This is a genomic window from Spirillospora sp. NPDC048911 (assembly GCF_043198015.1).
Lineage (GTDB): Bacteria > Actinomycetota > Actinomycetes > Streptosporangiales > Streptosporangiaceae > Spirillospora.
Genome location: NZ_JBICUD010000010.1, coordinates 415294 through 435578 on the forward strand (window position 1 = coordinate 415294; position 20285 = coordinate 435578).

26 protein-coding genes and 1 pseudogene are annotated in these 20285 nt (G+C 70.7%); 17 read left to right on the plus strand and 10 right to left on the minus strand.

Annotation, left to right across the window (positions count from 1 at the left end):
- Positions 1-5 precede the first annotated feature (5 nt).
- The gene (locus ACGFNU_RS38960) at positions 6-1094 is read left to right on the plus strand and encodes a pyridoxamine 5'-phosphate oxidase family protein (protein WP_392601605.1); all 1089 of its coding nucleotides are present in this window, start codon (positions 6-8) and stop codon (positions 1092-1094) included.
- 119 nt (positions 1095-1213) lie between these two features.
- On the opposite strand, the gene ACGFNU_RS38965 is transcribed toward ACGFNU_RS38960, so the two are convergent.
- From ACGFNU_RS38965 to ACGFNU_RS38980, 4 genes are read right to left on the minus strand one after another with little or no spacing between them, the layout of a single operon-like run.
- On the minus strand, positions 1214-1351 hold the full coding sequence (locus tag ACGFNU_RS38965) for a hypothetical protein (protein ID WP_392601606.1): 138 nt from the start codon (positions 1349-1351) through the stop codon (positions 1214-1216).
- Positions 1338-1679, minus strand: coding sequence for a hypothetical protein (locus tag ACGFNU_RS38970; protein WP_392601607.1), 342 nt, complete (start codon positions 1677-1679; stop codon positions 1338-1340). The genes ACGFNU_RS38965 and ACGFNU_RS38970 overlap by 14 nt, the downstream gene beginning before the upstream one ends.
- Complete coding sequence (locus tag ACGFNU_RS38975; RefSeq protein ID WP_392601608.1) at positions 1676-1879, minus strand: hypothetical protein; 204 nt, start codon at positions 1877-1879, stop codon at positions 1676-1678. The genes ACGFNU_RS38970 and ACGFNU_RS38975 overlap by 4 nt, the downstream gene beginning before the upstream one ends.
- Complete coding sequence (locus tag ACGFNU_RS38980; protein WP_392601609.1) at positions 1876-2091, minus strand: hypothetical protein; 216 nt, start codon at positions 2089-2091, stop codon at positions 1876-1878. The genes ACGFNU_RS38975 and ACGFNU_RS38980 overlap by 4 nt, the downstream gene beginning before the upstream one ends.
- A gap of 94 nt (positions 2092-2185) precedes the next feature.
- On the opposite strand from ACGFNU_RS38980, the gene ACGFNU_RS38985 reads away from it, so the two are divergent.
- The 3 genes from ACGFNU_RS38985 to ACGFNU_RS38995 are packed head-to-tail and all read left to right on the plus strand — an operon-like array spanning position 2186 to position 4023.
- Positions 2186-2644 (plus strand): hypothetical protein, encoded by a 459-nt coding sequence (locus ACGFNU_RS38985; protein WP_392601610.1) that lies wholly within the window; start codon positions 2186-2188, stop codon positions 2642-2644.
- Positions 2645-2668: 24 nt separating this feature from the next.
- A complete protein-coding gene (locus ACGFNU_RS38990; protein ID WP_392601611.1) occupies positions 2669-3412 on the plus strand; it encodes a hypothetical protein in 744 nt (247 codons plus the stop codon).
- A 17-nt stretch (positions 3413-3429) separates the two neighbouring features.
- Positions 3430-4023, plus strand: coding sequence for a hypothetical protein (locus tag ACGFNU_RS38995; RefSeq protein WP_392601612.1), 594 nt, complete (start codon positions 3430-3432; stop codon positions 4021-4023).
- A 258-nt stretch (positions 4024-4281) separates the two neighbouring features.
- Here the strand turns inward: ACGFNU_RS38995 and ACGFNU_RS39000 are convergent, their stop codons facing one another.
- Complete coding sequence (locus ACGFNU_RS39000; protein WP_392601613.1) at positions 4282-5073, minus strand: enoyl-CoA hydratase/isomerase family protein; 792 nt, start codon at positions 5071-5073, stop codon at positions 4282-4284.
- Positions 5070-7121 carry a phenylacetic acid degradation bifunctional protein PaaZ gene (gene paaZ, locus ACGFNU_RS39005; RefSeq protein WP_392601614.1) on the minus strand — a complete coding sequence of 684 codons (2052 nt, stop codon included), beginning with the start codon at positions 7119-7121 and terminating at the stop codon, positions 5070-5072. The genes ACGFNU_RS39000 and paaZ overlap by 4 nt, the downstream gene beginning before the upstream one ends.
- A 150-nt stretch (positions 7122-7271) precedes the next feature.
- On the opposite strand from paaZ, the gene paaA reads away from it, so the two are divergent.
- From paaA to ACGFNU_RS39045, 8 genes are all read left to right on the plus strand, one after another.
- Positions 7272-8264 carry a 1,2-phenylacetyl-CoA epoxidase subunit PaaA gene (gene paaA / locus ACGFNU_RS39010; protein ID WP_392601615.1) on the plus strand — a complete coding sequence of 331 codons (993 nt, stop codon included), beginning with the start codon at positions 7272-7274 and terminating at the stop codon, positions 8262-8264.
- Complete coding sequence (gene paaB, locus ACGFNU_RS39015; protein WP_392601616.1) at positions 8261-8557, plus strand: 1,2-phenylacetyl-CoA epoxidase subunit PaaB; 297 nt, start codon at positions 8261-8263, stop codon at positions 8555-8557. The genes paaA and paaB overlap by 4 nt, the downstream gene beginning before the upstream one ends.
- Before the next feature lie 52 nt (positions 8558-8609).
- Positions 8610-9518: a 1,2-phenylacetyl-CoA epoxidase subunit PaaC gene (paaC, locus tag ACGFNU_RS39020; protein WP_392601617.1), complete on the plus strand. Its 909-nt coding sequence runs from the start codon at positions 8610-8612 to the stop codon at positions 9516-9518.
- Complete coding sequence (gene paaD, locus ACGFNU_RS39025) at positions 9512-10078, plus strand: 1,2-phenylacetyl-CoA epoxidase subunit PaaD (protein ID WP_392601682.1); 567 nt, start codon at positions 9512-9514, stop codon at positions 10076-10078. Before paaC ends, paaD begins: the two co-directional genes overlap by 7 nt.
- A 2-nt stretch (positions 10079-10080) precedes the next feature.
- The gene (paaE, locus tag ACGFNU_RS39030; protein WP_392601618.1) at positions 10081-11172 is read left to right on the plus strand and encodes a 1,2-phenylacetyl-CoA epoxidase subunit PaaE; all 1092 of its coding nucleotides are present in this window, start codon (positions 10081-10083) and stop codon (positions 11170-11172) included.
- 64 nt (positions 11173-11236) lie between these two features.
- Positions 11237-12415: a thiolase family protein gene (locus ACGFNU_RS39035; RefSeq protein WP_392601619.1), complete on the plus strand. Its 1179-nt coding sequence runs from the start codon at positions 11237-11239 to the stop codon at positions 12413-12415.
- Positions 12412-13164, plus strand: a complete 753-nt coding sequence (locus ACGFNU_RS39040) for an enoyl-CoA hydratase/isomerase family protein (protein ID WP_392601620.1) — start codon at positions 12412-12414, stop codon at positions 13162-13164. The genes ACGFNU_RS39035 and ACGFNU_RS39040 overlap by 4 nt, the downstream gene beginning before the upstream one ends.
- Complete coding sequence (locus ACGFNU_RS39045) at positions 13161-14063, plus strand: 3-hydroxyacyl-CoA dehydrogenase family protein (protein ID WP_392601621.1); 903 nt, start codon at positions 13161-13163, stop codon at positions 14061-14063. The genes ACGFNU_RS39040 and ACGFNU_RS39045 overlap by 4 nt, the downstream gene beginning before the upstream one ends.
- Positions 14064-14150: 87 nt before the next feature.
- Here the strand turns inward: ACGFNU_RS39045 and ACGFNU_RS39050 are convergent, their stop codons facing one another.
- The 3 genes from ACGFNU_RS39050 to ACGFNU_RS39060 all read right to left on the minus strand — a co-directional run bounded on the left by ACGFNU_RS39050 (position 14151) and on the right by ACGFNU_RS39060 (position 16328).
- Positions 14151-14765 carry a TetR/AcrR family transcriptional regulator gene (locus ACGFNU_RS39050; RefSeq protein WP_392601622.1) on the minus strand — a complete coding sequence of 205 codons (615 nt, stop codon included), beginning with the start codon at positions 14763-14765 and terminating at the stop codon, positions 14151-14153.
- 90 nt (positions 14766-14855) lie between these two features.
- The gene (locus ACGFNU_RS39055; protein ID WP_392601623.1) at positions 14856-15494 is read right to left on the minus strand and encodes a hypothetical protein; all 639 of its coding nucleotides are present in this window, start codon (positions 15492-15494) and stop codon (positions 14856-14858) included.
- Between the two features lie 198 nt (positions 15495-15692).
- Positions 15693-16328 carry a DUF6801 domain-containing protein gene (locus ACGFNU_RS39060; protein WP_392601624.1) on the minus strand — a complete coding sequence of 212 codons (636 nt, stop codon included), beginning with the start codon at positions 16326-16328 and terminating at the stop codon, positions 15693-15695.
- Between the two features lie 369 nt (positions 16329-16697).
- Between ACGFNU_RS39060 and ACGFNU_RS39065 the strand changes: the two are divergent.
- Both ACGFNU_RS39065 and ACGFNU_RS39070 read left to right on the plus strand, forming a co-directional pair.
- Positions 16698-17207: pseudogene (locus tag ACGFNU_RS39065) on the plus strand (phosphotransferase family protein); the annotation flags it as partial.
- 98 nt (positions 17208-17305) lie between these two features.
- Positions 17306-17428 (plus strand): hypothetical protein, encoded by a 123-nt coding sequence (locus ACGFNU_RS39070; RefSeq protein ID WP_392601683.1) that lies wholly within the window; start codon positions 17306-17308, stop codon positions 17426-17428.
- A 23-nt stretch (positions 17429-17451) separates the two neighbouring features.
- Here ACGFNU_RS39070 and ACGFNU_RS39075 read toward each other — a convergent pair whose 3' ends face one another.
- Positions 17452-17721 (minus strand): helix-turn-helix domain-containing protein, encoded by a 270-nt coding sequence (locus tag ACGFNU_RS39075; RefSeq protein ID WP_392601625.1) that lies wholly within the window; start codon positions 17719-17721, stop codon positions 17452-17454.
- A gap of 87 nt (positions 17722-17808) precedes the next feature.
- On the opposite strand from ACGFNU_RS39075, the gene map reads away from it, so the two are divergent.
- From map to ACGFNU_RS39090, 3 genes are all read left to right on the plus strand, one after another.
- On the plus strand, positions 17809-18600 hold the full coding sequence (gene map, locus ACGFNU_RS39080; protein ID WP_392601626.1) for a type I methionyl aminopeptidase: 792 nt from the start codon (positions 17809-17811) through the stop codon (positions 18598-18600).
- Between the two features lie 171 nt (positions 18601-18771).
- Entirely contained in the window at positions 18772-19797 is a 1026-nt protein-coding gene (locus ACGFNU_RS39085) for an MDR family NADP-dependent oxidoreductase (protein WP_392601627.1), read from the plus strand.
- 16 nt (positions 19798-19813) lie between these two features.
- Positions 19814-20218 (plus strand): MerR family transcriptional regulator, encoded by a 405-nt coding sequence (locus ACGFNU_RS39090; RefSeq protein ID WP_392601628.1) that lies wholly within the window; start codon positions 19814-19816, stop codon positions 20216-20218.
- The last annotated feature ends 67 nt before the right edge of the window (positions 20219-20285 follow it).

The window sequence follows — 20285 nt, forward strand, 5'->3', positions numbered from 1 at the left end:
AGGGCATGCGTACACCGACCACGGTCGCCGACATCGATGCGATCATCGGAACTCCGTCCAGGATGGTTTTGCTGAAGGCGACCGGCGTCCTCGACGAGGGCTGCCGGGCGGTGTTGGCGGCCGCTCCGGTGGCGGCATTGGGCATCCGCGATGCCACCGGCGCGTCCCGCACGATGCTCGTCGGCGGGACGGCCGGGTTCGCGCACGCCGAGTCGCGGACGCGCCTGTCGCTGGGGATGCCGGACGGGGCGCCGATCCCTGCGCTCGGCACGGGGGTGTCCATGGTGTTCCTGCTCCCCGGGCTCGGGGAGACCTTCCGGCTGAACGGCACCGCCGCCGACGTCGGTGACGGGCGCCTCGCGATCGACATGACCGAGGCCTACGTGCACTGCGCACGGTGCGTGCTGCGCGCCAAGCTGTGGACGGTCGTCCCGGACTCGCCTGCGCGCTCCCTTCCGGCCGCCCCGGCCGAGGGGCCGCTGTCCACGCCGGGCGTCTGCGCGTTCCTGGCAGCCTCGCCGTTCGCCGTCATCTCCTCGCGCGACGGCGACGAGCGGGCCGACACCAGCCCGCGCGGGGACGGGCCGGGCTTTCTGCGCGTGCTCGACGGCGCCACCATCGCGGTCCCCGACCGCCGCGGCAACAAGCGAGCCGACACCCTGCACAACCTCATGACCTGCGCGGACGTCTCGCTCGCCGCACTGGTTCCTGGCCGTGGCGAGGTCGCCTACCTCAGCGGCACAGCACAGGTCAGCACCGACCCGACGCTGCTGGCGACGATGGCGTTGCGCGACAAGCCACCACACGCGGCGATCGTCGTGCACGTCCAACACGCCGACCTGGCACCCACCACGACCACCCATGCCCTGTGGAGCGGCCCACGCGATCCCGAGCGGCTACCGGACCTGAACGCGATCGCGGCCGAGCACCTGGCGTCCAACACCGACGGCGGCCGCGCCACCCGCCTGCTCTCGCGCGGCCTGGCCACCGCGCCCAAGGCGCTCACCCGCCGCGCCATGGACGCGGCCTACCGCTCAGCGTTGCGCGACGAGGGATACCGACCGTCAGCCTTCCGTGCGGACGATCACCCGTGAGTGCAAGCCCGTCACCAGCAGACACGCGCACCGCAAGTCGACCCGGTCACTGCGATCGAACTGCACCCATCCCGATTCGCCCGCGCAGTCACCGCGAACACCGGCTGATCGGCGAACTGCTACGGGCCGCCGGGTATTGGGTTGTCGTCGAGCCAGACGGACTGGCCCTCAGGGGTGACGGTCAGACCCCAGCGGTCAGCCGTCGGGCAGCCGAGTCCCTGCCACCACCAGTAGGCGTTCTCATCATGCTTGCCCATCTCGAATCCCCTTTCTCGATGCGCGCGCGACTGCACCCGAATGATGCTGAGGTGGTCTGACGACGGGTAGGTACGCGGCGAGCTCACGAGCGATGCGTTCGGCTGCGTGTGTCACGTCTCGGACCGGCGCGAGCGGCGCACCGGTGGAGGAGTAGAACCACGGCTCACCGTCCGGGCCGTCCTCGACATGCAGGCTGTCACCGAACCGCGGAGTCTCCGGGAGGAACACGCGTTGCCGTGGCGGAATCTGGTCGTACTTCGGCACGCTGGACACCCCGCGCAGCGCAAGCGCCCGGCCGAGCGCGTCCAGGTGTTCGGTGACCTTCACCGCGACACGACTCCGTGAGCCTCGACGTCACGCATGTGACGTAGCAGTGTTCCTTCGTCGTCGGCCTCGATGATCTGGACAACGGCGCGCCAACGCGGAACAGCCCAGAACCGGTGTGTCCGGGACCCCCACCAGATCACCCAGTGCGGATGATCGTGGTCGAGCACGATGGCGCGGGCGAGCGGATCCTGAGACCTCATGAGGCGTTCCTGGCTGGCACGCCGAGCAGGAACGCCAGCCGATCCGCGGCGCCCCCCTCTTCGCCGACCCGGCCGAGCTCGTAGTTCCATGAGGTGAGGTAACGGCCAGCGTCGCAGTGGACGACCTCAGTGAGACCGGATGCCACCGGATTCCTGACGGCCAGCTCCGCGACGGAGCCCTCCGTCGCCCAGAGGCCACGGGCTCCGAGCAACCTGGCAAGCTTGTCAGTCCGTCCATGTCGCTGAGTACATCGATGTTCGGAAGCCAGCGGCAGATGACATCCGATGACACACGGAGGGCGTGCGATGCCGCAAGCAGTCACGGTCACCGGAACCAGGACGACCGGTCACCGGCCCCTGGCGGGCTATCGGGACCTGTTCGAGGTCTTCATCAGGCCGTTCGCACGGCAAGGCACACGGTTCTACCTCGGCGGCGCCATCGGGATCGACTCGCTGGCGCTGCTCTGGCTCGCAAGCGAGGTTGAGGCGAGTCTCGTCGTCGTCGTTCCTGCCCTGCTGGCGGACCAGCCGGCGGAAGCGCGCCAGGCGATCGCGTCCACGCGAGAGGTCGGCCGGCTGGAGGCGGTCGTGGAGCTCGGCGGGGAGACTCGTACCGACGGCTACCACGCGCGCAACGAATACATGGTCGACCGGTCCGATTTCGTGATCGGGTTTCCGCGCGCGGGCAAAATCACCAGCGGAACGATCTTTACGTTGGACTATGCGGCAAGTCAGGACAAACCGCGGCTCACCGTGCCTGTGTGACGCACCGGGTGGTGTACTGCGACTATGGACATGCAGCGGAAAGCGGGGGCTGACGCCCTCCGGCGGCTGCGCACGTCCCGGGGCATGTCCTGGGCGGCACTGGCCCAGGCGCTCCGCGGGCACGCCGGTGGGCTGCGGATCGCGCGGATCGCCGCCGCACAGACCGCGAGCGTCCAGCGCACGATCGCTCGGTGGGAAAGCGGCCGGTCGGTGCCCGACGAGCAATACCAGTTGCTGCTCTGCCACGTGTACGCGCGGACGGCGACCGGGGCGGCGGCGATCGGCCCCGGCTCGGACTTCTCCGCACTCTTGGACGCCCTCGCGCACCTTGGCGCAACGTCGGCCCGGCTAAGCGAGCTGCGCGCCGCAGTGACGAATGCGGTCACTGCCAGTGGTCTGGGGCTCCTCGCCTTCATAGGCGCGCCGCTGCGCGCCGGGTTGGCGTCGGCGCTCGCTGACCCGGACCGCGTGGATGAACCAGTCATGGACGAGCTGGCCACGGTGAGCGACGCGGTCAACGCGCAGATCGGCTCGGTGCCCTTCGTCCGGCTGCACCTGGCGCAAGCCGCCGTGGTGGACGCCTGCCGGCAGCTCCTCGTCGGCGAGCAGCCCGGCGCCATCCGCGTCCGGCTCCAGGACGTCGCCGGCCGTGCCTTCGCACTAGCTGCCCGCCTGGCGTTCGAGTCACATGACGACGTCGCAGCGCTTCGGCTGTACGAAGAGGCAGTGCAGACGATCGGGTCGATCGAGCTTCCCACCGCGCCCTGATCAGGACCAGCCAGACGATGGTGGTGTTCTACGCCACCGGGGACGTGGCACGCGCACGGCGGATCGCAGACACGGCCGTGCAGGATGCCCGCAGAGGCCCGAGCGTCCTGATGCGTGCACGAGCACATGCGCTTCAGGCAGAGATGGCGGCCCGGTCCACGCCGACGCAACGGCGCCATGCTCAGGCCGCGCTGCATCTGGCGTGGCATGACCTGGATGGGGATCTGGACGGCGACCCGATGCCCGCCGCGTTCTCGACAGGCATGCTGCGCGGATTCGAGGGCGTCTGTGGTATCTACCTCGGCCAAGCACAGTCCGCCGAGCAGCAGTTGGCCAAGTCCGCTCATACGCTGACCCAGCCACGCGAGCGGGTGCAGCGAGCCATCGTGCTCGCCGACCGGGCCCTGGCGCGACTGCGCACAGGAGACGAAGGTGCCGCCGAAGAGTCGGCCGACCAGCTTCACGCGTGCGTGGATCTCACGGCGGCGACGCGAGGCCGCGTGCCCGCCCAGCGTCTCCGCCGGGCGCGCTTGGAGTTGAGGTCGTGGCGCGGTGAGGCGTTCGTCGCCGAGCTCGACGACCACATTCACACCGCACTGATCGGACTCTGATCGCGCACGGGCTGCATGACGAGCTGCTCGGCGGGCCTTCGCGCCCGGCGGTCGGCCGGGCATCAGATCCGGGCCTGGACATCAGGGTGAACATTTTCGGGAACGCGTCGGCGACGACGAACTGGTGCCGCGTCTGCAGGAGGTCGGTGGCCACGCTGAGCTCACACTGGTCACTCGCTCTGCACGACTGAACGACTAGCGGCTCGTCGAGAGCGTGCGGGGCCGGCGCCCCGGGTTGCCGGGGCGCCGGTCTGGTTTTCAGTGGCCTTCGAAGGTGGGTTTGCGTTTGGAGAGGAACGACTCGACGGCGTTGGAGTGGTCGGCGGTGAGGCCTAGGCGGGCTTGGGCCTTGGCCTCTGTGGCCAGGGATGCTGCTAGGTCCTGGCCCCAGGATTGTGCGATCAGTTGTTTGGATTCGGCGTAGGCGGCGGTCGGGCCGGTCGCTAGGCGGGCTGCGAGCTCGCGGGCCGTTGCGACGACGTCTGCCTGGGGGACGATCCGGCCGGAGATGCCCCAGGCGATGGCCTGGGTGGGGGTGAAGCTCTCGCCTAGGAGAATGAGCTCGCGGGCGCGGGACTCGCCTACGGCGCGGGGGAGTGTTGACGACAGGCCCGAGTCGCAGGTGAGGCCTATGGCTGTGAAGGCGGTGGCGAGGGTTACCTCGTCGGCGAACACGCGTAGGTCGCAGGCGAGCGCCAGGGCCAGGCCGGCGCCCACGCAGGTGCCATTGACGGCGGCGATCACTGGTTTGGCCATGGTGGCCAGGAGCCGGATGATCGGCGCGTAGTCTTCGTCGATCGTGTCGAACGCGTGGGCCGGGTCGGCTTGGAGGGCCGCGGCGTGCTCGGCCAGGTCTTGGCCCACGCAGAACGCGGTGCCCGCTCCGGTGAGGACGAGCGCGCGGATGGTGTTGTCGGCGGCCGTCTCTTCTAGTGCCTGGCGCAAGGCGGTTTTGGTACTCGCGTCCAGTGCGTTGCGTCGGTTGGGGCGGTTGAGTGTGACGACGGCTATGGCTTCGTCGCGGTCGACGGCTACCGGGGTCTCGCTCATCGCTGCTCCTCAGGCTGCGGCCAGGTCTTGGCCACCAGGGTGAGGACGTCGTAGGTGGCGACCGGGTCGTCGTTCTGGTTGGTCACCACGGCGTCCCAGCGCACCTCGCCGTAGTCGGCGTTGCTGCGCGGGGTGATCTGCTTGACCGTGAGAGCGACCCGGATGGTGTCGCCGGCCTTCACGGGGGTCAGGAAGCGCAGCCCGTCGACGCCGAAATTGGCGAGGACCGGGCCGGGCGGCGGGTCGACGAAGAGGCCGGCGGCCAGGGAGACCACCAGGTAGCCGTGGGCGACGATCCCGCCGAAGAGGGGGTTGCGCGCGGCGGCCTCGGGGTCGGTGTGCGCATAGAAGGTGTCGCCGGTGAACTCGGCGAAGTGCTCGATGTCGTCCAGTGTCACCGTGCGCGTCGCGGAGCTGATCGTGTCGCCTATGCGCAGGTCGGCCAGGGACTTGCGGAACGGGTGGACGTCGGTTGTGAGGCGTTTGGATCCCGTCGTCCATCGGCCCGTGACGGCGGTGAGCAGGTCGGGGGACGCCTGGACGGCGGTGCGCTGCATGTGGTGCAGGACGCCGCGAATGCCGCCGAGCTCCTCGCCGCCGCCGGCGCGGCCGGGGCCGCCGTGGACGAGGACGGGCAGGGGTGAGCCGTGGCCGGTGGACTCCTTGGCGTCGTCGCGGTCGAGCACGAGGACGCGGCCGTGCCAGGGCGCCAGGCCGAGCACGATCGTGCGGGCGACCTCGGGGTCGTGGGTGATCAAGGAGGCGGCGAGGCTGCCCTTGCCGCGGGCCGCGAGGGTGATCGCCGAGTCGAGGCCGTCGTAGGTGATCACGGTGCTCACCGGGCCGAACGGCTCGACGTCGTGGGGCTCGGTGGCGCCGGGGCGCGCATGGAGCAGGAGCGGGTTCATGAACGCGCCGCGTTCGGGGTCGCCGTCGAGGAGGGTTCGGTTCTGCGGGTCGCCGAAGACGATTTCGGCGCTGGCGCGGAGGGCCTCGACGGCTTTGGCGACTTCGTCGCGCTGGCCAAGGCTCGCGAGCGCGCCCATCCGCACGTCCGGGTTGCGCGGGTCACCGACGGTCACCTTGGCAAGGCGCGCGGAGAGCGCCTCGATGACGGGCTCGGCCATCGGCTCGGGGACGAGCACGCGGCGGATGGCGGTGCACTTCTGGCCCGCCTTGACCGTCATCTCGGTGACCACACCCTTGATGAACAGGTCGAACTCGGGGTCGCCCGGCTGCACGTCCGGGCCGAGGATCGAGCAGTTGAGCGAGTCGGCCTCGACGCCGAGGACGACGCCGCCGTCCAGCACGTTCGGGTGGCGGCGCAGGATGCCCGCGGTGTGCGCCGACCCGGTGAACGCGACGCTGTCTTGGATCGTCAGGGCGTCGAGCAGGCCGGTCGCGCTGCCGGCGAGCAGTTGGAGGGTGCCCTCCGGCAGGATGCCCGATTCGATGATTTGCCGGACGGCGAGCTCGGTGAGGTAGGCGGTCTGGCTCGCGGGCTTGACGATCGTCGGCAGACCCGCGAGGAACGCCGGGGCCAGCTTCTCCAGCATGCCCCAGACGGGAAAGTTGAACGCGTTGATCTGGACCGCGACGCCTGGCCGGGACGCGTAGAGGTGCTGGCCGACGAACGTGCCGCCCTTGCCGAGGCGCTCCAGGCCTCCGTCGAGGACGACCGTGTCGTTCGGAAGCTCGCGCACGCCCTTGCTCGCATAGCTGAAGAGCGTGCCGATGCCGCCGTCGACGTCGACCATCGTGTCGCGTGACGTGGCGCCGGTGCGAACGGACAGCGCGTAGAGCTCGTCCTTGCGGGCCATCAAGTGCTTGGCCAGCGCCTTGAGCAGCGCCGCCCGCTCGTGGAAGGTCAGCGCGCGCAGCGCCGGACCGCCGATCTGGCGCGCGTGGCCGACCATGGCCGCGACGTCGAGGCCGTGGCTCGAGAGGCGCGCGACCTCCTCGCCCGTCGCGGCGTCGAGCAAAGGCTCCCCGTCGCCCGCCGCACGGAACCATCGTCCGGCGGCATAGCTCTCCAGCAGGGCGCTCACGCTGTCTCCTCTCTCAGGGCCGCACGGTACCCGCGACCTCGGACATCCGCCGACGTTGACCGCCGGCGCCACTTGCGCGGGGACGCCGACTCGTGCCAACGTTATTACTGATCGATCGGTAAGTAAATACGTCGACGTGCGGAGGGACCAGTGACGACGACCCCGGTGGAGCCCGAGCTCCAGGCCTCGTTCGACGCGACGATCGCGCGCCACGACCGCATCGAGCCCCGCGACTGGATGCCGGACGCCTACCGCCGCACGCTCGTGCGCCAGATCGCCCAGCACGCCCACTCCGAGATCATCGGCATGCAGCCGGAGGGTGCCTGGATCGGGCGCGCGCCGTCCCTGCGCCGCAAGGCGATCCTGCTGGCCAAGGTGCAGGACGAGGCCGGGCACGGGCTCTACCTGTACTCCGCGTGCGAGACCCTCGGCGTGTCCCGCGCCGAGCTCACCGAACTGCTGCTCTCCGGCCGGCAGAAGTACTCGTCGATCTTCAACTACCCGACGCCGTCCTACGCCGACGTCGGCACGATCGGCTGGCTGGTCGACGGAGCCGCGATCTGCAACCAGGTGCCGCTGTGCCGGACGTCCTACGGGCCCTACGGCCGCGCGATGATCCGCATCTGCAAGGAGGAGTCGTTCCATCAGCGGCAGGGTTACGAGCTGCTGATGACGATGATGCGCGGCACCGACGCCCAGCGCGCCATGGTCCAGGAGTCGGTCGACCGGTTCTGGTGGCCGTCGCTGATGATGTTCGGCCCGCCGGACGGGCGTTCCCCCAACAGCGGCCAGTCGATGGCGTGGGGGATCAAGCGGAATTCCAATGACGAGCTGCGGCAGCGGTTCGTCGACATGACCGTTCCCCAGGCGGAGGCGCTCGGGGTGACCCTGCCCGACCCCGAGCTTCGCTGGAACGAGGAACGCGGCCACTACGACTTCGGCGAACCGGACTGGGAAGAGCTCACCGCGGTCATCCGCGGCGACGGCCCCTGCAACGCCCAGCGAATGGCCCACCGGCGCGCCGCGCACGAGGACGGAGCCTGGGTACGCGAGGCGGCCACGGCATTCGCGACCCGTTCCGCTGGCGAAGCGACGCGTGCCCATGGCGAAGTGACCCGTTCGGCTGAGGAGGAGATTCGATGACGAACGACAACCGGCGCGAATGGCCACTCTACGAGGTCTTCGTCCGCAGCAAGCGCGGGCTCAACCACGTCCACGTCGGGTCGCTGCACGCTCCCGACGACGCGCTGGCCCTGCGGCACGCGCGCGACGTCTACACGCGCCGCAACGAGGGCGTGAGCATCTGGGTCGTGCGGGCCGACGCCATCACCGCGTCCAGCCCGGACGAGAAGGACCCGCTGTTCGCGCCGAACGGCGACAAGGTCTACCGGCACCCCACGTTCTACGAGATCCCCGAGAACGTCCCGCACATGTGACCGCCGCGCCCCTGACTCCCACCCCACCGCACGATCGGAGACCACGACCACCATGAGCGACAGCGTCTACGACGGCCTGCTCGGCGGCGACTCCTCCCAGTGGGCGTTCGGCACCGACTTCGAGGACCCGCTGGCCGGCGTCGACACCACGGTGCCCGAGGGCACCGACCCCGCCCTGCTCGCCGGCTACTGCCTCATGCTCGGCGACGACGCCCTGATCATGTCGCAGCGGCTGTCGGAATGGTGCAGCCGCGCACCGGACCTCGAAGAGGACATCGCACTGGCGAACATGGCCCTCGACCTGCTCGGGCAGGCCCGCCTGCTGCTGACGCGGGCGGCGGCCGCGCACCCGGCCATGGTGCCCGCCCTCCCCGAGGGCTCACCGGTGCCCGCCGAGGACGCGCTCGCGTTCTTCCGTGACGCCGGGCAGTTCCGCAACGTGCGGCTCGTCGAGGTGCCGAACGGTGACTTCGCGCACGTGGTCGTACGTCTGCTGCTGTTCTCGGTGGCTCGGCTAGCGCTACTTGAACGGCTGCAGGGAAGCACTGACGCCGTGCTGGCCGCAGTGGCGGCCAAGGGCATCAAGGAGATCGCCTACCACCGCGACTGGGCCGGACGCTGGTTCCTTACCCTCGCCCAGGGCACCGAGGAATCACGCCGCAGACTCCTGAACGCGCTGGAATCGTTGTGGCCGCTCTACCCCGAGCTGACCTGGACGCATCCGACAGAGCAAGCCCTTGCCGCCGCCGGTACCGGCGTCGACCCGGCCACCTTCCGCGACGAGATGGACGCCGTCCTCAACCAGGTCTTCGCCGTCAGCGCCGTAGACCGCCCAACCACCCCAACACCTGACGGTGTTGGCGGGGAGATGGGGCGGGACGGGGTGCATACCGAGGCGCTCGGCTCGTTGCTTGCCGAGATGCAGGTGGTCGCGCGCGCACACCCTGGCGGGCGCTGGTGAACGCGCCAGAGCGGGCGGCCGTGAACGCCCAGGCGGTGGGCACGGGTAGCGCCCGGGAGCGGGCGGCTGAGGTCGCCGCGCAGGTTCGCGACCCTGAGATGCCCATGCTCACCCTCGCCGATCTTGGCGTGCTGCGCGACGTCGCCGTTCGGCCGGGTCCGGATGGTGAGCAGAGCGTCATCGTGTCGATCACGCCCACGTACACCGGCTGCCCGGCCATGGCCACCATGCGCGACGACCTGGTCAGGCGCCTGAACGACGCCGGATTCCCCCGCGCCGAGGTGCGCGTCGTCCTCACGCCGCCCTGGTCCACCGACTGGATCTCCGAGCGCGGGCGGGACGCGCTGCGTGAGGCGGGCGTGTCACCTCCGGGAGCAGCGCCCCGTCCGTCCGGGCCGGTGGCGCTCACGCTCGGGCTGACCAGGCGCGCCGCCCCCGCCTGCCCGCGCTGCGGCTCGACCGCGACCCGTCTCACGTCGGAGTTCGGCGCGACCGCGTGCAAGGCCCTCTACGGCTGCACCGAGTGCCTCGAGCCGTTCGAGCACGTCAAGGAGATCTGAGAATGACCACGTCCGCGCCCGCTTCCGCGCAGTCCCGGTCGGCCGTGTTCCATCCGCTGACCGTCACGGCGGTCGACCGGCTGTGCGATGACGCCGCCGCGATCACCTTTGCGGTGCCGGCTGAACTGCGAGACACGTACGACTTCCGCGCCGGCCAGTCGCTCACCTTGCGCCGCGTCCTGGACGGCCGGGAGCACCGCCGGTCCTACTCGATCTGCGCGCCTGCCGGTGACTCACCACGCATCGGGGTCCGCGAGATACCTGGCGGCCTGTTCTCCTCCTGGCTCGTCCACGAGGTCAGGCCGGGCACGCGCATCGACGTGCAGCCCCCGGCAGGCGCCTGGCAGGCCGCTCCCGAACGCGGCGAACGCCACCTGTGCGTCGCCGCGGGGTCGGGCATCACCCCGATGTTGTCGGTCGCCTCCACGGTGTTGGCGCACCCGCAGGCCCAAGTGTCGCTGCTGTACGGCAACCGGACGGGCCGCACTGTGATGTTCACCGAAGAGCTCGGCGATCTGAAGAACCTCTACGGGCCGCGGCTCCAGGTCGTGCACGTGCTCTCGCGCGAGCCGCGCGACGTCGAGCTGTTCTCCGGACGGCTCGACGCCGGCAAGCTTCGGCGGCTGCTCACGGGTCTCGTTCCCGCCGAGGTCTTCGACCACGTCTGGCTGTGCGGCCCGCTGGAGATGGTCCAGGACGCGCGGAAGGTGCTCGCCGACCTCGGCGTCCCTGCCGACCGCGTCCATGTCGAGCTGTTCTACGTCGACGCGCCGCCACCCCAGCCGCGGCGAGCCGCCGACGCGCCACCGTCCGGGGCGACCACCGAGCTGACCACGGTGCTCGACGGCCGGCGCGTGACCTCGACGGTCTCCCAAGAGACGACGATCCTCGACAGCGCTCTGGCGTCGCGTTCCGACATGCCGTTCGCGTGCAAGGGCGGCGTCTGCGGGACCTGCCGCGCCGTCGTCAGCGAAGGCGAGGCCGACATGCGCCGCAACTACGCGCTCGAACAGGACGAGGTCGACGGTGGCTTCGTCCTCACCTGCCAGACGTTCCCGACCGGCGATCGCGTCACCGTCGACTACGACGCCTGAGCCCCGCCCCGCCCCCGAAATCCGCCCGCGTGCGTACCAGCACCCCGACCACAGGAGCCGCTCTGTGACCGAAGCCTTCGTCGTGTCCGGCGTCCGGACGCCGATAGGGCGCTACGGCGGCGCACTCGCCCACGTCCGCCCCGACGACCTCGCCGCCCTCGTCGTGGGGGAGGCGGTCAGCCGGGCCGGGATCGAACCGGGCCTCGTCGACGAGGTGATTTTCGGCGCCGCCAACCAGGCGGGCGAGGACAACCGCAACGTCGCCCGGATGGCCGCCCTGCTGGCGGGCCTGCCCGACACGGTCCCCGGCTTCACGGTCAACCGGCTCTGCGCGTCCGGGCTGACGGCGGTCGCGACCGCGCGGGCGCTCGTCGCGGCGGGGGACGCCGACGTGGTCGTCGCGGGCGGCGTCGAGTCGATGACGCGGGCGCCGTGGGTGACCGAAAAGCCGGCCAAGGCGTTCGCCAAGCCGGGACCGTCCTTCGACACCTCGATCGGCTGGCGGTTCACCAATCCGCGCTTCGACGAGGCGACGACCGCGTCCATGCCGCAGACCGCCGAGACGGTCGCGCGACGCTGGGGCCTGACCCGCGACGAGCTCGACGCGTTCGCGCTGCGCTCGCACGAACGGGCGGTCGCGGCGATCAAGGACGGGCGGTTCACCGGCGAGATCGTGCCCGTGCCCGTCGCCGGCGGCGTCGTCGACACCGATGAGGGCCCGCGGCCGGACACCAGCCTGGAACGGCTGGCACGGCTGCGTCCCGTCAACGGCCCTGACGGAGTCGTCACCGCCGGCAATTCCAGCTCCCTCAACGACGGCGCCGCGGCCGTCGTCGTGGTGAGCGACCGGTTTCTCGAACGTTCCGGCCTGGTTCCGCGAGCACGGCTGGTGGCGGCGGCGAACGCCGGAGTGGCGCCGGAGATCATGGGCATCGGACCGGTCCCGGCGACCCGCAAGGTGCTCGAACGCACCGGCTGGAGCGTCGATGACCTCGACGCGGTCGAGCTCAACGAGGCGTTCGCGTCCCAGTCCCTGGCCTGCGTCCGCGACCTCGGGCTCGACATCGACACCGTCAACGGCGACGGCGGCGCCATCGCCCTCGGGCACCCGCTCGGCGCCTCTGGCACGCGCATCCTCGTCACCCTGCTGGGCCGGCTCGAACGCTCTGGCGGCCGGAGGGGGCTGGCGACCATGTGCGTAGGCGTGGGCCAGGGCAGCGCGCTACTGGTGGAGCGCCCATGACCGCCGACGCGAACCTGATCATCGAGGACGGCCCGGACCGGGTCGTGTGGCGGCTCAACCGCCCGGAGGCCCGCAACGCGATCGACCGCGAGATGGTCCGCGCCCTCCATGAGGCGTGCGCCGCGGTCGAGGACGAGCCGCGCGTCGTCCTCCTCACGGGCGAGGGCCAGGCCTTCGCGGCGGGCGCCGACATCGGCCAGCTCCGCGACAGGCGCCGGGACGACGCGCTCCAGGGCATCAACTCGAAGATCTTCGACCGGATCCACCGGCTGCCCATGCCGACCGTGGCGCTCGTCGACGGTTACGCCCTGGGCGGCGGGGCCGAGCTCGCCTACGCCTGCGACTTCCGCATCGGCACGCCGCGCACGAAGATCGGCAACCCCGAGACCGACCTGGGCATCCTCGCCGCGGCCGGAGCCGCCTGGCGCCTCGCCGACCTCGTCGGGGAGCCATTGGCCAAGGAGATCCTGCTCGCGGGCCGCGTGCTCACGGCGGACGAGGCGCGGGCCGTCCACCTGCTGAACGACGTGGTCGACCCGGACGACCTGCTCGCGGCCGGGCACCGGCTCGCCGACCGCATCACCGCGCGGGCTCCGCTGGCGACCCGGCTGACCAAGGCGGTGTTCCACGCTCCGCGGGACGCCCATCCGTTCGTGGACGACCTCGCGCAGGCGGTGCTGTTCGAGACCGCCGACAAACACGACCGCATGACGGCGTTCCTGGACCGGCGGAAGGACAAACGATCATGAGTGACCTGCCGCAGCGGGTGGGGATCATCGGCGGCGGCCGGATGGGGGCCGGAATCGCCCACGCGTTCCTGATCTCCGGCAGCCGGGCCGTCATCGTCGAGGACGACCCGCGAGCAGCCGGCGCGGCCCGTGCCAGAGTGGCCGGCAGCCTGGCCAAAGCACACGCCAAGCGCACGGCGGCACCGGACGAAGGTGTGGCAGCGCCAGACAACGGTGCGGCGGCGCGGAACGAAGGTGCGGCGGCGCTGGACGACAGCCTGGCTCGCCTCCAGACGACGACCGACCAACGCGACCTGGCGGGGTGCGAGCTGGTGATCGAGGCGGTCCCCGAGAACGCCGAGCTCAAGGCCGAAGTCCTCGCCATGGCCGCCGCGCGGGCACCCGAAGCGGTGCTCGCCTCCAACACCAGCAGCCTGTCGATCGACGGGCTCGCGTCCGGCCTGCCCGCCCCCGGACGATTCATCGGCCTGCACTTCTTCAACCCCGTCCCGGTCAGCGACCTCGTCGAGATCGTCGTCGGCTCCGGCACGGAGCCGGCGCTGGTGACGCAGGCCCGGCGCTGGGTGACCGCGCTCGGCAAGACGCCGATCACGGTGTCCGACTCGCCGGGTTTCGCGAGCAGCCGGCTCGGGGTCTGCCTGGCGCTGGAAGCGATGCGGATGCTCGAAGAGGGCGTCGCGGACGCCGCCGACATCGACACGGCGATGACGCTCGGGTACCGCCATCCGATCGGGCCCCTGCGGACCACCGACGTGGTCGGGCTCGACGTCCGCCTGGCCATCGCCGAGCACCTGGCGCGCGAGCTCGGCCCCCGCTTCGAGCCGCCCCGGATCCTGCGCGACCTCGTCGCCGCCGGGCACCTGGGACGCAAGACCGGCCAGGGCTTCTTCACCTGGTGACCGCGCCGGCCAATCCTCACCCACGGATCAGCGAGTCATGACCCTCATTACTGCCAACCTTCGCCCTACCCCTGCCAATTGACGGGATCAGGGACGGGACAATCCGTCGAACGCGACGGTGGCGATCGCGTCGGCGACCGTCGCGGGCGCGAACGCCCCGTCCGGCCGGTACCACTCGACCAGCGAGTTCACCATGCCGAAGAGCAGCCGGCTCACCAGCGTCGGCGTCACGTCGTCGCGCAGCACACCCTCCGCGATCGCGTCCGCCACCAGCTCCGCAAGCCGCTCGTCGAGCCACCGCCGTCGTTCCAACGCGGCCAGCTCGACCTCGCTGTTGCCGCGCACCCTCAGCAGAAGCGTCACCGAAGGCTGGTGAGCCACCAGAACTTCAACGCTGCGCCGCACCACCTCGCGCAGCCGTTCGTACGCGGTCGTCCCGAGCTGCCTGCGCGCGGCCTCGTCCACCACGGCCGTGAGCTCGTCGAGAGCGTCGTCCAGAGCCGCCTTGAGCAGCTCTTCCTTGCTCGTGAAGTGGTGGTAGATGGCGGGCTTGGTCACCCCCAGCGCCTTGGCCAGGTCGCCCATGCTCGTGGCGTCGTACCCCCTGCGGTTGAACAGCTCCACCGCTGTGTGCAGGATCGTCGCCTGGTCGTAGCCGGGACGGCCGCGACGGCGAGGCGGAGTCGGTTCGGCGGTGGTCACGCGGGCAGGATCTCACGCCCGGCCCCGCCACCCCCAAGCCGACCGACCCGCTCAAGCGTTCTGGAAGGGCCCTTCGGCAACGGATAACCCTTAGTCCCGCAGGGCGCTGACGGCCGCGGCGCAGAAGGACGCGGTGACGGAGTACGGCGGTAGCAATCTCTCGGTCTCGCACAGCAGCACGGTCATGTGCGGGTCGATGTCCTGGAACGCCGCCAGCTCGTAGAGCCACGACGCGCAGTTGAAAGCGACGACACCCGACGGATGGCGCCCCTGCGGGTCACCGCGGAGATCCCACCAGTGGGCGCCGAGCTGCGTGACGGCGTCCCACACCGAACCACCGACGCCCAACCGCCAGGCCCGCGCGATCAGCCCGGCGACCACGTCCCAGAACGGGAGCCGGTCCTCGTCGCCGAGGTCGACGGCGACCTGCCGCTCCAGGCGGGCGACAGCGGCAACGATGGCGCTGTCGCCCGGTACGGCCGCCAGGTCCGCAACGGCCGGCCAGCCGGCACCGCAGGCGAGCAGCGGGGCGGCCAGCCCCAGCCAATCCTGCGGTTCCCAGACCCTGTCGCCGTCCGCCGCAAGGGCGTGAACGATCTGCGCGAGCCCTATCCGGTTGGTCGGGGGGACCTCCGGCGCCGCGACGGTGGGCTGCCCGCCGGGCTCCGGCTCATACGGCCCCGGATCCGGGGCGGCTCCACGCTCAAAGGCCAGGTCCTGGATCGACACAAGGTCCAGGGCTGGCCGACCAAGCGACGCGTCCACCACCCATGTCACGATATCCACGACGGCGTAGGCGATCACGAAAATCCCCAGCCATGACGTCCCCTCGTCCGCGCAAATCCAGCGTCGGGGGCCGCAGGCACCTATGCCAAACGGCGATAGCCAAGGCAGAGGGGACACGGCGCGGGTCTTACCGGCAGGCCGTTATTCGGTGACGGTGATCGCTGGGGTGAAGGCCGAGTTCTGCTTCGGGTTGGTCACCTTGAGGCTGCAGGTCACCTTCCATGGGGTCGCGGGTTCCCAGATCCCGTTCGCCTTCTTGTGGTACTGGAGGCTGAGGATCACCGACGTGGCCGACACCGTCGCGGTGCCCGGCGCGCCCGCGGTCAGCGAGGGCACGCTCGAATCCGCCGACTGCGCGAAGGGAATCGTCATCGAGCCGCCGAAAGGCGCGATCGTCTCCGGAATCGTCAGCGCGGATGCCGCGGGCCCGGACAAGGTGGCGCCGGTGGCCGTCAACCCGGCCGAGACCTGGCCGCGCAGGCCGTCGAACCCCATGGTGTCGAGGAGGGCGTGGGGTCCGGGGGCCAGCACCAGCGTGCCGGACACGTTCGTCGGCGTGATCGATGTGCCCGAAGGCACCGACGCCGGCGCGTCGAAGCGGGTTTCGATGTTCATCGGTTGCGGCGAAATGCCGGGGATGAAGTTCTCGCAGAAGTAGAGGAGAGGGGCTGTCGCCCCGGTGCGGTAGGTGGTGGTCTCGGTGGCCGAGGCGTTGCCCGCGGCGAGGACTAAGGCGGCGGCGAAGACGGTACAGGTCACCATGGATCGCGAAAACATTCGACTCCTCGGTCGAAGATGGGTGACCCGGACTGGTTCCGGGCCATCTCCGGGGGAAGCATAAGCACCGGTCCGGGCCCGATGATCTCTTCGTGGCTGTCCGGATCAGGACGTTGCGGGCGACGTCCGGCGTCTGATAAACCCCGCGGTTTCTGAACCAACCGGTGGCCGTCCTCGGGGACACTCGAACGCACGAGCGCGGGGCCCGCCTACGTGCCGCGCACGGGGCGGCGTTCTGGCGCGCGGGATCTGGGGTGGCTTACGCGCGGCCTGACCCGGAACCAAGGCTCCCGAAGTCACTGACTTGGTCGGTGACCGAGTGCTTGGTCGAGGCGATCGCTGTGCTCGAGGAATATTCTGTAGGCGGTCATGGAGGGGCGCTCGTATGCTCCCCGGGTGTCCGAAGCGCTGACCGTGGAATGCGCAGCCGAACTTCTTAGTGATCTGCTGCCTGCGTACGGCCCGGTCCGCGCTGTCTCGCGGTTCGCTGAGGGGTCGGTCACCGGTGCTTACCGCGTCGAATTCGCCGGCACCGATTCGGCACTGGCCGTCCTGAAGATCTATGAAACCGACGACCTGACGTTCGCCGCCAAGGAAGCGCGTGCTCTGCGATTCCTGAACGATCACGGCATCGACATCTCACCGCGTGTTCTGGCGTTCAGCAGGTCCGCGAAAGCGCCCCACGGCCGTCCCTGTGTTGTTTCCTCGCTTCGACCGGGCCGCACGCTCACGGCGATCGACGATCAGCTGACGCGCGCTCAGCGCCATGAGGTCTACCGGCAGCTCGGCGAGGTGCTCAAGCGCCTGCACGCCATCCCCGCCAGCGGCTACGGCTACGTCAACGGCGAGATCCGCGACCCGCTGCCGGACAACTCCGCGCACATGGCCCGCATGTTCGCGCGCGAGTTGCGGGAGTTCGGTAAGAACGCCGCCGATCCGGCCCTGACCGAATCGAACGCTTCTTCACCGGCCTGGAACTGGTCGAACCCGGCCTCACCCCTACGGTTCACTGGTGCGCGCCGGACAAGGCGACAGGCGTCGACCAAGTACGTGGTGTGGCGACGGCGCTAGGTCTCGGCGGAGCCGCCCGCAAACCCTGAACGGCCCCGCAAACCCTGAACGGCTACGAGATGGCTTCCAGCGGGAGGTCGCTGCCACGCCAGGTGGCCGCCAGTTCCTGAACCGGCACGTTGAGCGCCTCGCCGAGGCCGACGATCGTGCCGAATCCGGGGGAGGGCAGGCGGCCGGTCTCGATCTTGCGCAGGGTCTCCGGCGAGATGCCGGCCGCGCGCGCGACCTCCGCGAGCTCGCGGCCCGCCCGCGCGTGGCGCAGCAGGACGCCGAGACGCCTGCCGGCTTCGATCTGTTCGGGCGTGAGCGGTTGGCGGACCATGCCCCCAGACTAGGAGTGGTATTTCTATACCGTCAAGCGTTAGAGTGCCGGTATAGAAATACCAGCACTCCTGTACGTGAGGTACTCGTGATCGAACTGAAGACGCCCGCGGAGATCCAGCGCATGCACGTGACCGGGCGTTTCGTCGCCGAGGTGCTCTCCGAGGTCAGCCGGCTCGCCGACGTGGGCGTCAACCTGCTGGACCTGGAGCACCACGTGCGCGGCATGATCAAGCGACGCGGCGCGGAGTCGTGCTACTGGGACTACGCGCCGTCCTTCGGCCGCGGCCCGTTCCGCAACGTCATCTGCCTGTCGGTCAACGACGCCGTCCTGCACGGCCTGCCCCACGACTACACGCTGCGCGACGGTGACGTCCTCAGCGCGGACATCGCGGTCGGCATCGACGGCTGGGTGGCCGACTCGGCCTGCACGGTCGTCGTCGGGACCGCCGCCGAGGAGGATCTGCGGATCATCCGCGCCACCGAGGAGGCGCTGGAGGCCGCGATCGAGACGGCACGCCCGGGCAACCGCGTCGGCGACATCTCGGCGGCGATCTGGGCGGTGGCCAGCGACTACGGCTATCCGGTCAACGACGAGTTCGGCGGCCACGGCCTCGGCCGCACCATGCACGAGCCGCCCCACGTGTCGAACAGGGGCCGGGCCGGACGCGGCCTCACGCTCCGTCCGGGCCTTGTCCTCGCGCTCGAACCCTGGCTCGCCCGCACGACCGACCGCATCGTCTACGACGCCGACGGCTGGACCATCCGGTCGGCCGACGGCTCGCGCACCGCCCACTCGGAGCACACGGTGGCCATCACCGAGGACGGCCCCCTGGTGCTCACCCGGCGCGAGTCGGAACTCGGCGCCCACCCGGCGTGAACGGAACCTGGTGCTCAACCGGCGTGAAGCGGAACGCCCCGCGCCGAGCGCGGATCAGCCGTCCGGTCGCCATCGCGGCTTGCCTTTGACGCATGGGTCAGGGGTTAACGTCGCGCAGCCGTCCGGACGTCCCGGACGGCCTCGCCGCGCGTTCAGAATCGAGATGCGACCATGCTCGAACTGCCCCGTACCCACCGCGAAGTGCGGCTGGCCGGCAAGCCCGCCGACGGCCTGCCGCGACCGGAACACTTCGAGATCGTCGAGGTGGCGCTGCCGGCCCCCGGGGCGGACGAGGTGCTCGTCCGCAACCGCTTCTTCCACGTCTTCGCCGCCCTGCGCACCCTGATCGGCGGTGGCCTGGACGGCGCGCCGTTCCCGCCGCTGCACCCGGGCGACACCCTCTTCGGCGCGGCGATCGGGGAGGTCGTCAGCGCACCGGAGGGCGCCGGGTTCGAGCCCGGCGACCTGGTCTCACACTGGCTGGGATGGCGCGAGTACGCGACCTTGCCCGCCGGCCAGTGCACGGCGCTCCCCGGCACATTGCCCGACCCCGTCGCGTACCTGGCGCAGGGGGCCACGGCGTACGGAGCTCTCACCCGCGGGGCGGACGTGCGGCCTGGCGACACCGTGTTCGTCTCCGGCGGCGCGGGCTCGGTCGGCTCGATGGCCGGGCAGATCGCCCGGTTGCTGGGTGCCGGACGCGTGATCGGCAGCACCGGCTCGCGGGAGAAGGGCGACCGGCTCGTCAGCGAGCTCGGTTACGACGCCGCCGTGATCCGGGGCGCCGGGCCGATCGCCGACCAGCTCGCCGAGGCGGCGCCCGACGGCCTCGACGTCGTCCTCGACAACGTCGGCGGCGAGGATCTGCAAGCCGCCGTCACCGCGGCCCGGACGGGAGCCCGGCTCGTCCTCGTCGGCGCGCTGTCCGGGCAGCTCTCGCCGTCCGGCAGGGGCACGACGTCGCCGGTCGAGCTGGACTCGTACATGCTCATCGGCAAGCAGATCACGTTGCGCGGCTACAGCGCGGGCGGCGACGAGCAGATCCGGTCGGAGTGGCTCGACCGGTTCGGCGGCTGGCTGCGCTCCGGCGAGATCACCTTCCCGTACGTCGGCGTCCCGGGCATCGACGCGGCCCCGCAGGCGTTGCACGACATGATGAACGGCCGGCACCTGGGGACCGTCGTGGTCGCCCTCTAGACACTCGGGAGGCCCGATGCGGATCGGCGACGCCGCGGCGGCGGTCGGCACCACCCCGCGCGCCCTGCGGTTCTACGAGCAGCAGGGCCTGCTGCCCCCGCCGCGGCGCACCGCCACCGGGCAGCGCCACTACGGCCCCGAGGACGTCGCCCGCGTGCGCGTCGTCCGCGAGCTCCTCGCCCTCGGCCTGACGGTCGCCGACCTGCGCGGCTGCGCCGACCGCCTGGCCTTGCTGGACGTCGACGCCCTTCCCGCATATGGAGCTCAGGAGGGCGCCTGCTCCCGCCCCTCGGGCATCGCCGAACGCCGTCTGGCCAGCCTCAACGCCGAGATCGCCCGCCTGACCGACCTCCGCGACCGCCTGGCCGCCCAACTGCCTCCAACGCTGGACGAGCAGGCTCAACTGGGCGGGGGAGCCTGATCCCCGACGGCGACCACCTCAGCCTTGGGCAGGGGCCCGTCACGGCGGCGGAGAGCACTCGTTTGTG

Bases quoted from the DNA above. Each gene is read 5' to 3' on its own strand.
- ACGFNU_RS38960 (WP_392601605.1), top strand. From the start codon at position 6: ATGCGTACACCGACCACGGTCGCCGACATCGATGCGATCATCGGAACT.
- ACGFNU_RS38965 (WP_392601606.1), bottom strand. From the start codon at position 1,351: ATGGGCAAGCATGATGAGAACGCCTACTGGTGGTGGCAGGGACTCGGC.
- ACGFNU_RS38975 (WP_392601608.1), bottom strand. From the start codon at position 1,879: ATGAGGTCTCAGGATCCGCTCGCCCGCGCCATCGTGCTCGACCACGAT.
- ACGFNU_RS38985 (WP_392601610.1), top strand. From the start codon at position 2,186: ATGCCGCAAGCAGTCACGGTCACCGGAACCAGGACGACCGGTCACCGG.
- ACGFNU_RS38990 (WP_392601611.1), top strand. From the start codon at position 2,669: ATGGACATGCAGCGGAAAGCGGGGGCTGACGCCCTCCGGCGGCTGCGC.
- ACGFNU_RS38995 (WP_392601612.1), top strand. From the start codon at position 3,430: ATGGTGGTGTTCTACGCCACCGGGGACGTGGCACGCGCACGGCGGATC.
- ACGFNU_RS39000 (WP_392601613.1), bottom strand. From the start codon at position 5,073: ATGAGCGAGACCCCGGTAGCCGTCGACCGCGACGAAGCCATAGCCGTC.
- paaB (WP_392601616.1), top strand. From the start codon at position 8,261: ATGACGAACGACAACCGGCGCGAATGGCCACTCTACGAGGTCTTCGTC.
- paaC (WP_392601617.1), top strand. From the start codon at position 8,610: ATGAGCGACAGCGTCTACGACGGCCTGCTCGGCGGCGACTCCTCCCAG.
- paaE (WP_392601618.1), top strand. From the start codon at position 10,081: ATGACCACGTCCGCGCCCGCTTCCGCGCAGTCCCGGTCGGCCGTGTTC.
- ACGFNU_RS39040 (WP_392601620.1), top strand. From the start codon at position 12,412: ATGACCGCCGACGCGAACCTGATCATCGAGGACGGCCCGGACCGGGTC.
- ACGFNU_RS39045 (WP_392601621.1), top strand. From the start codon at position 13,161: ATGAGTGACCTGCCGCAGCGGGTGGGGATCATCGGCGGCGGCCGGATG.
- ACGFNU_RS39060 (WP_392601624.1), bottom strand. From the start codon at position 16,328: ATGTTTTCGCGATCCATGGTGACCTGTACCGTCTTCGCCGCCGCCTTA.
- ACGFNU_RS39075 (WP_392601625.1), bottom strand. From the start codon at position 17,721: ATGGTCCGCCAACCGCTCACGCCCGAACAGATCGAAGCCGGCAGGCGT.
- ACGFNU_RS39085 (WP_392601627.1), top strand. From the start codon at position 18,772: ATGCTCGAACTGCCCCGTACCCACCGCGAAGTGCGGCTGGCCGGCAAG.
- ACGFNU_RS39090 (WP_392601628.1), top strand. From the start codon at position 19,814: ATGCGGATCGGCGACGCCGCGGCGGCGGTCGGCACCACCCCGCGCGCC.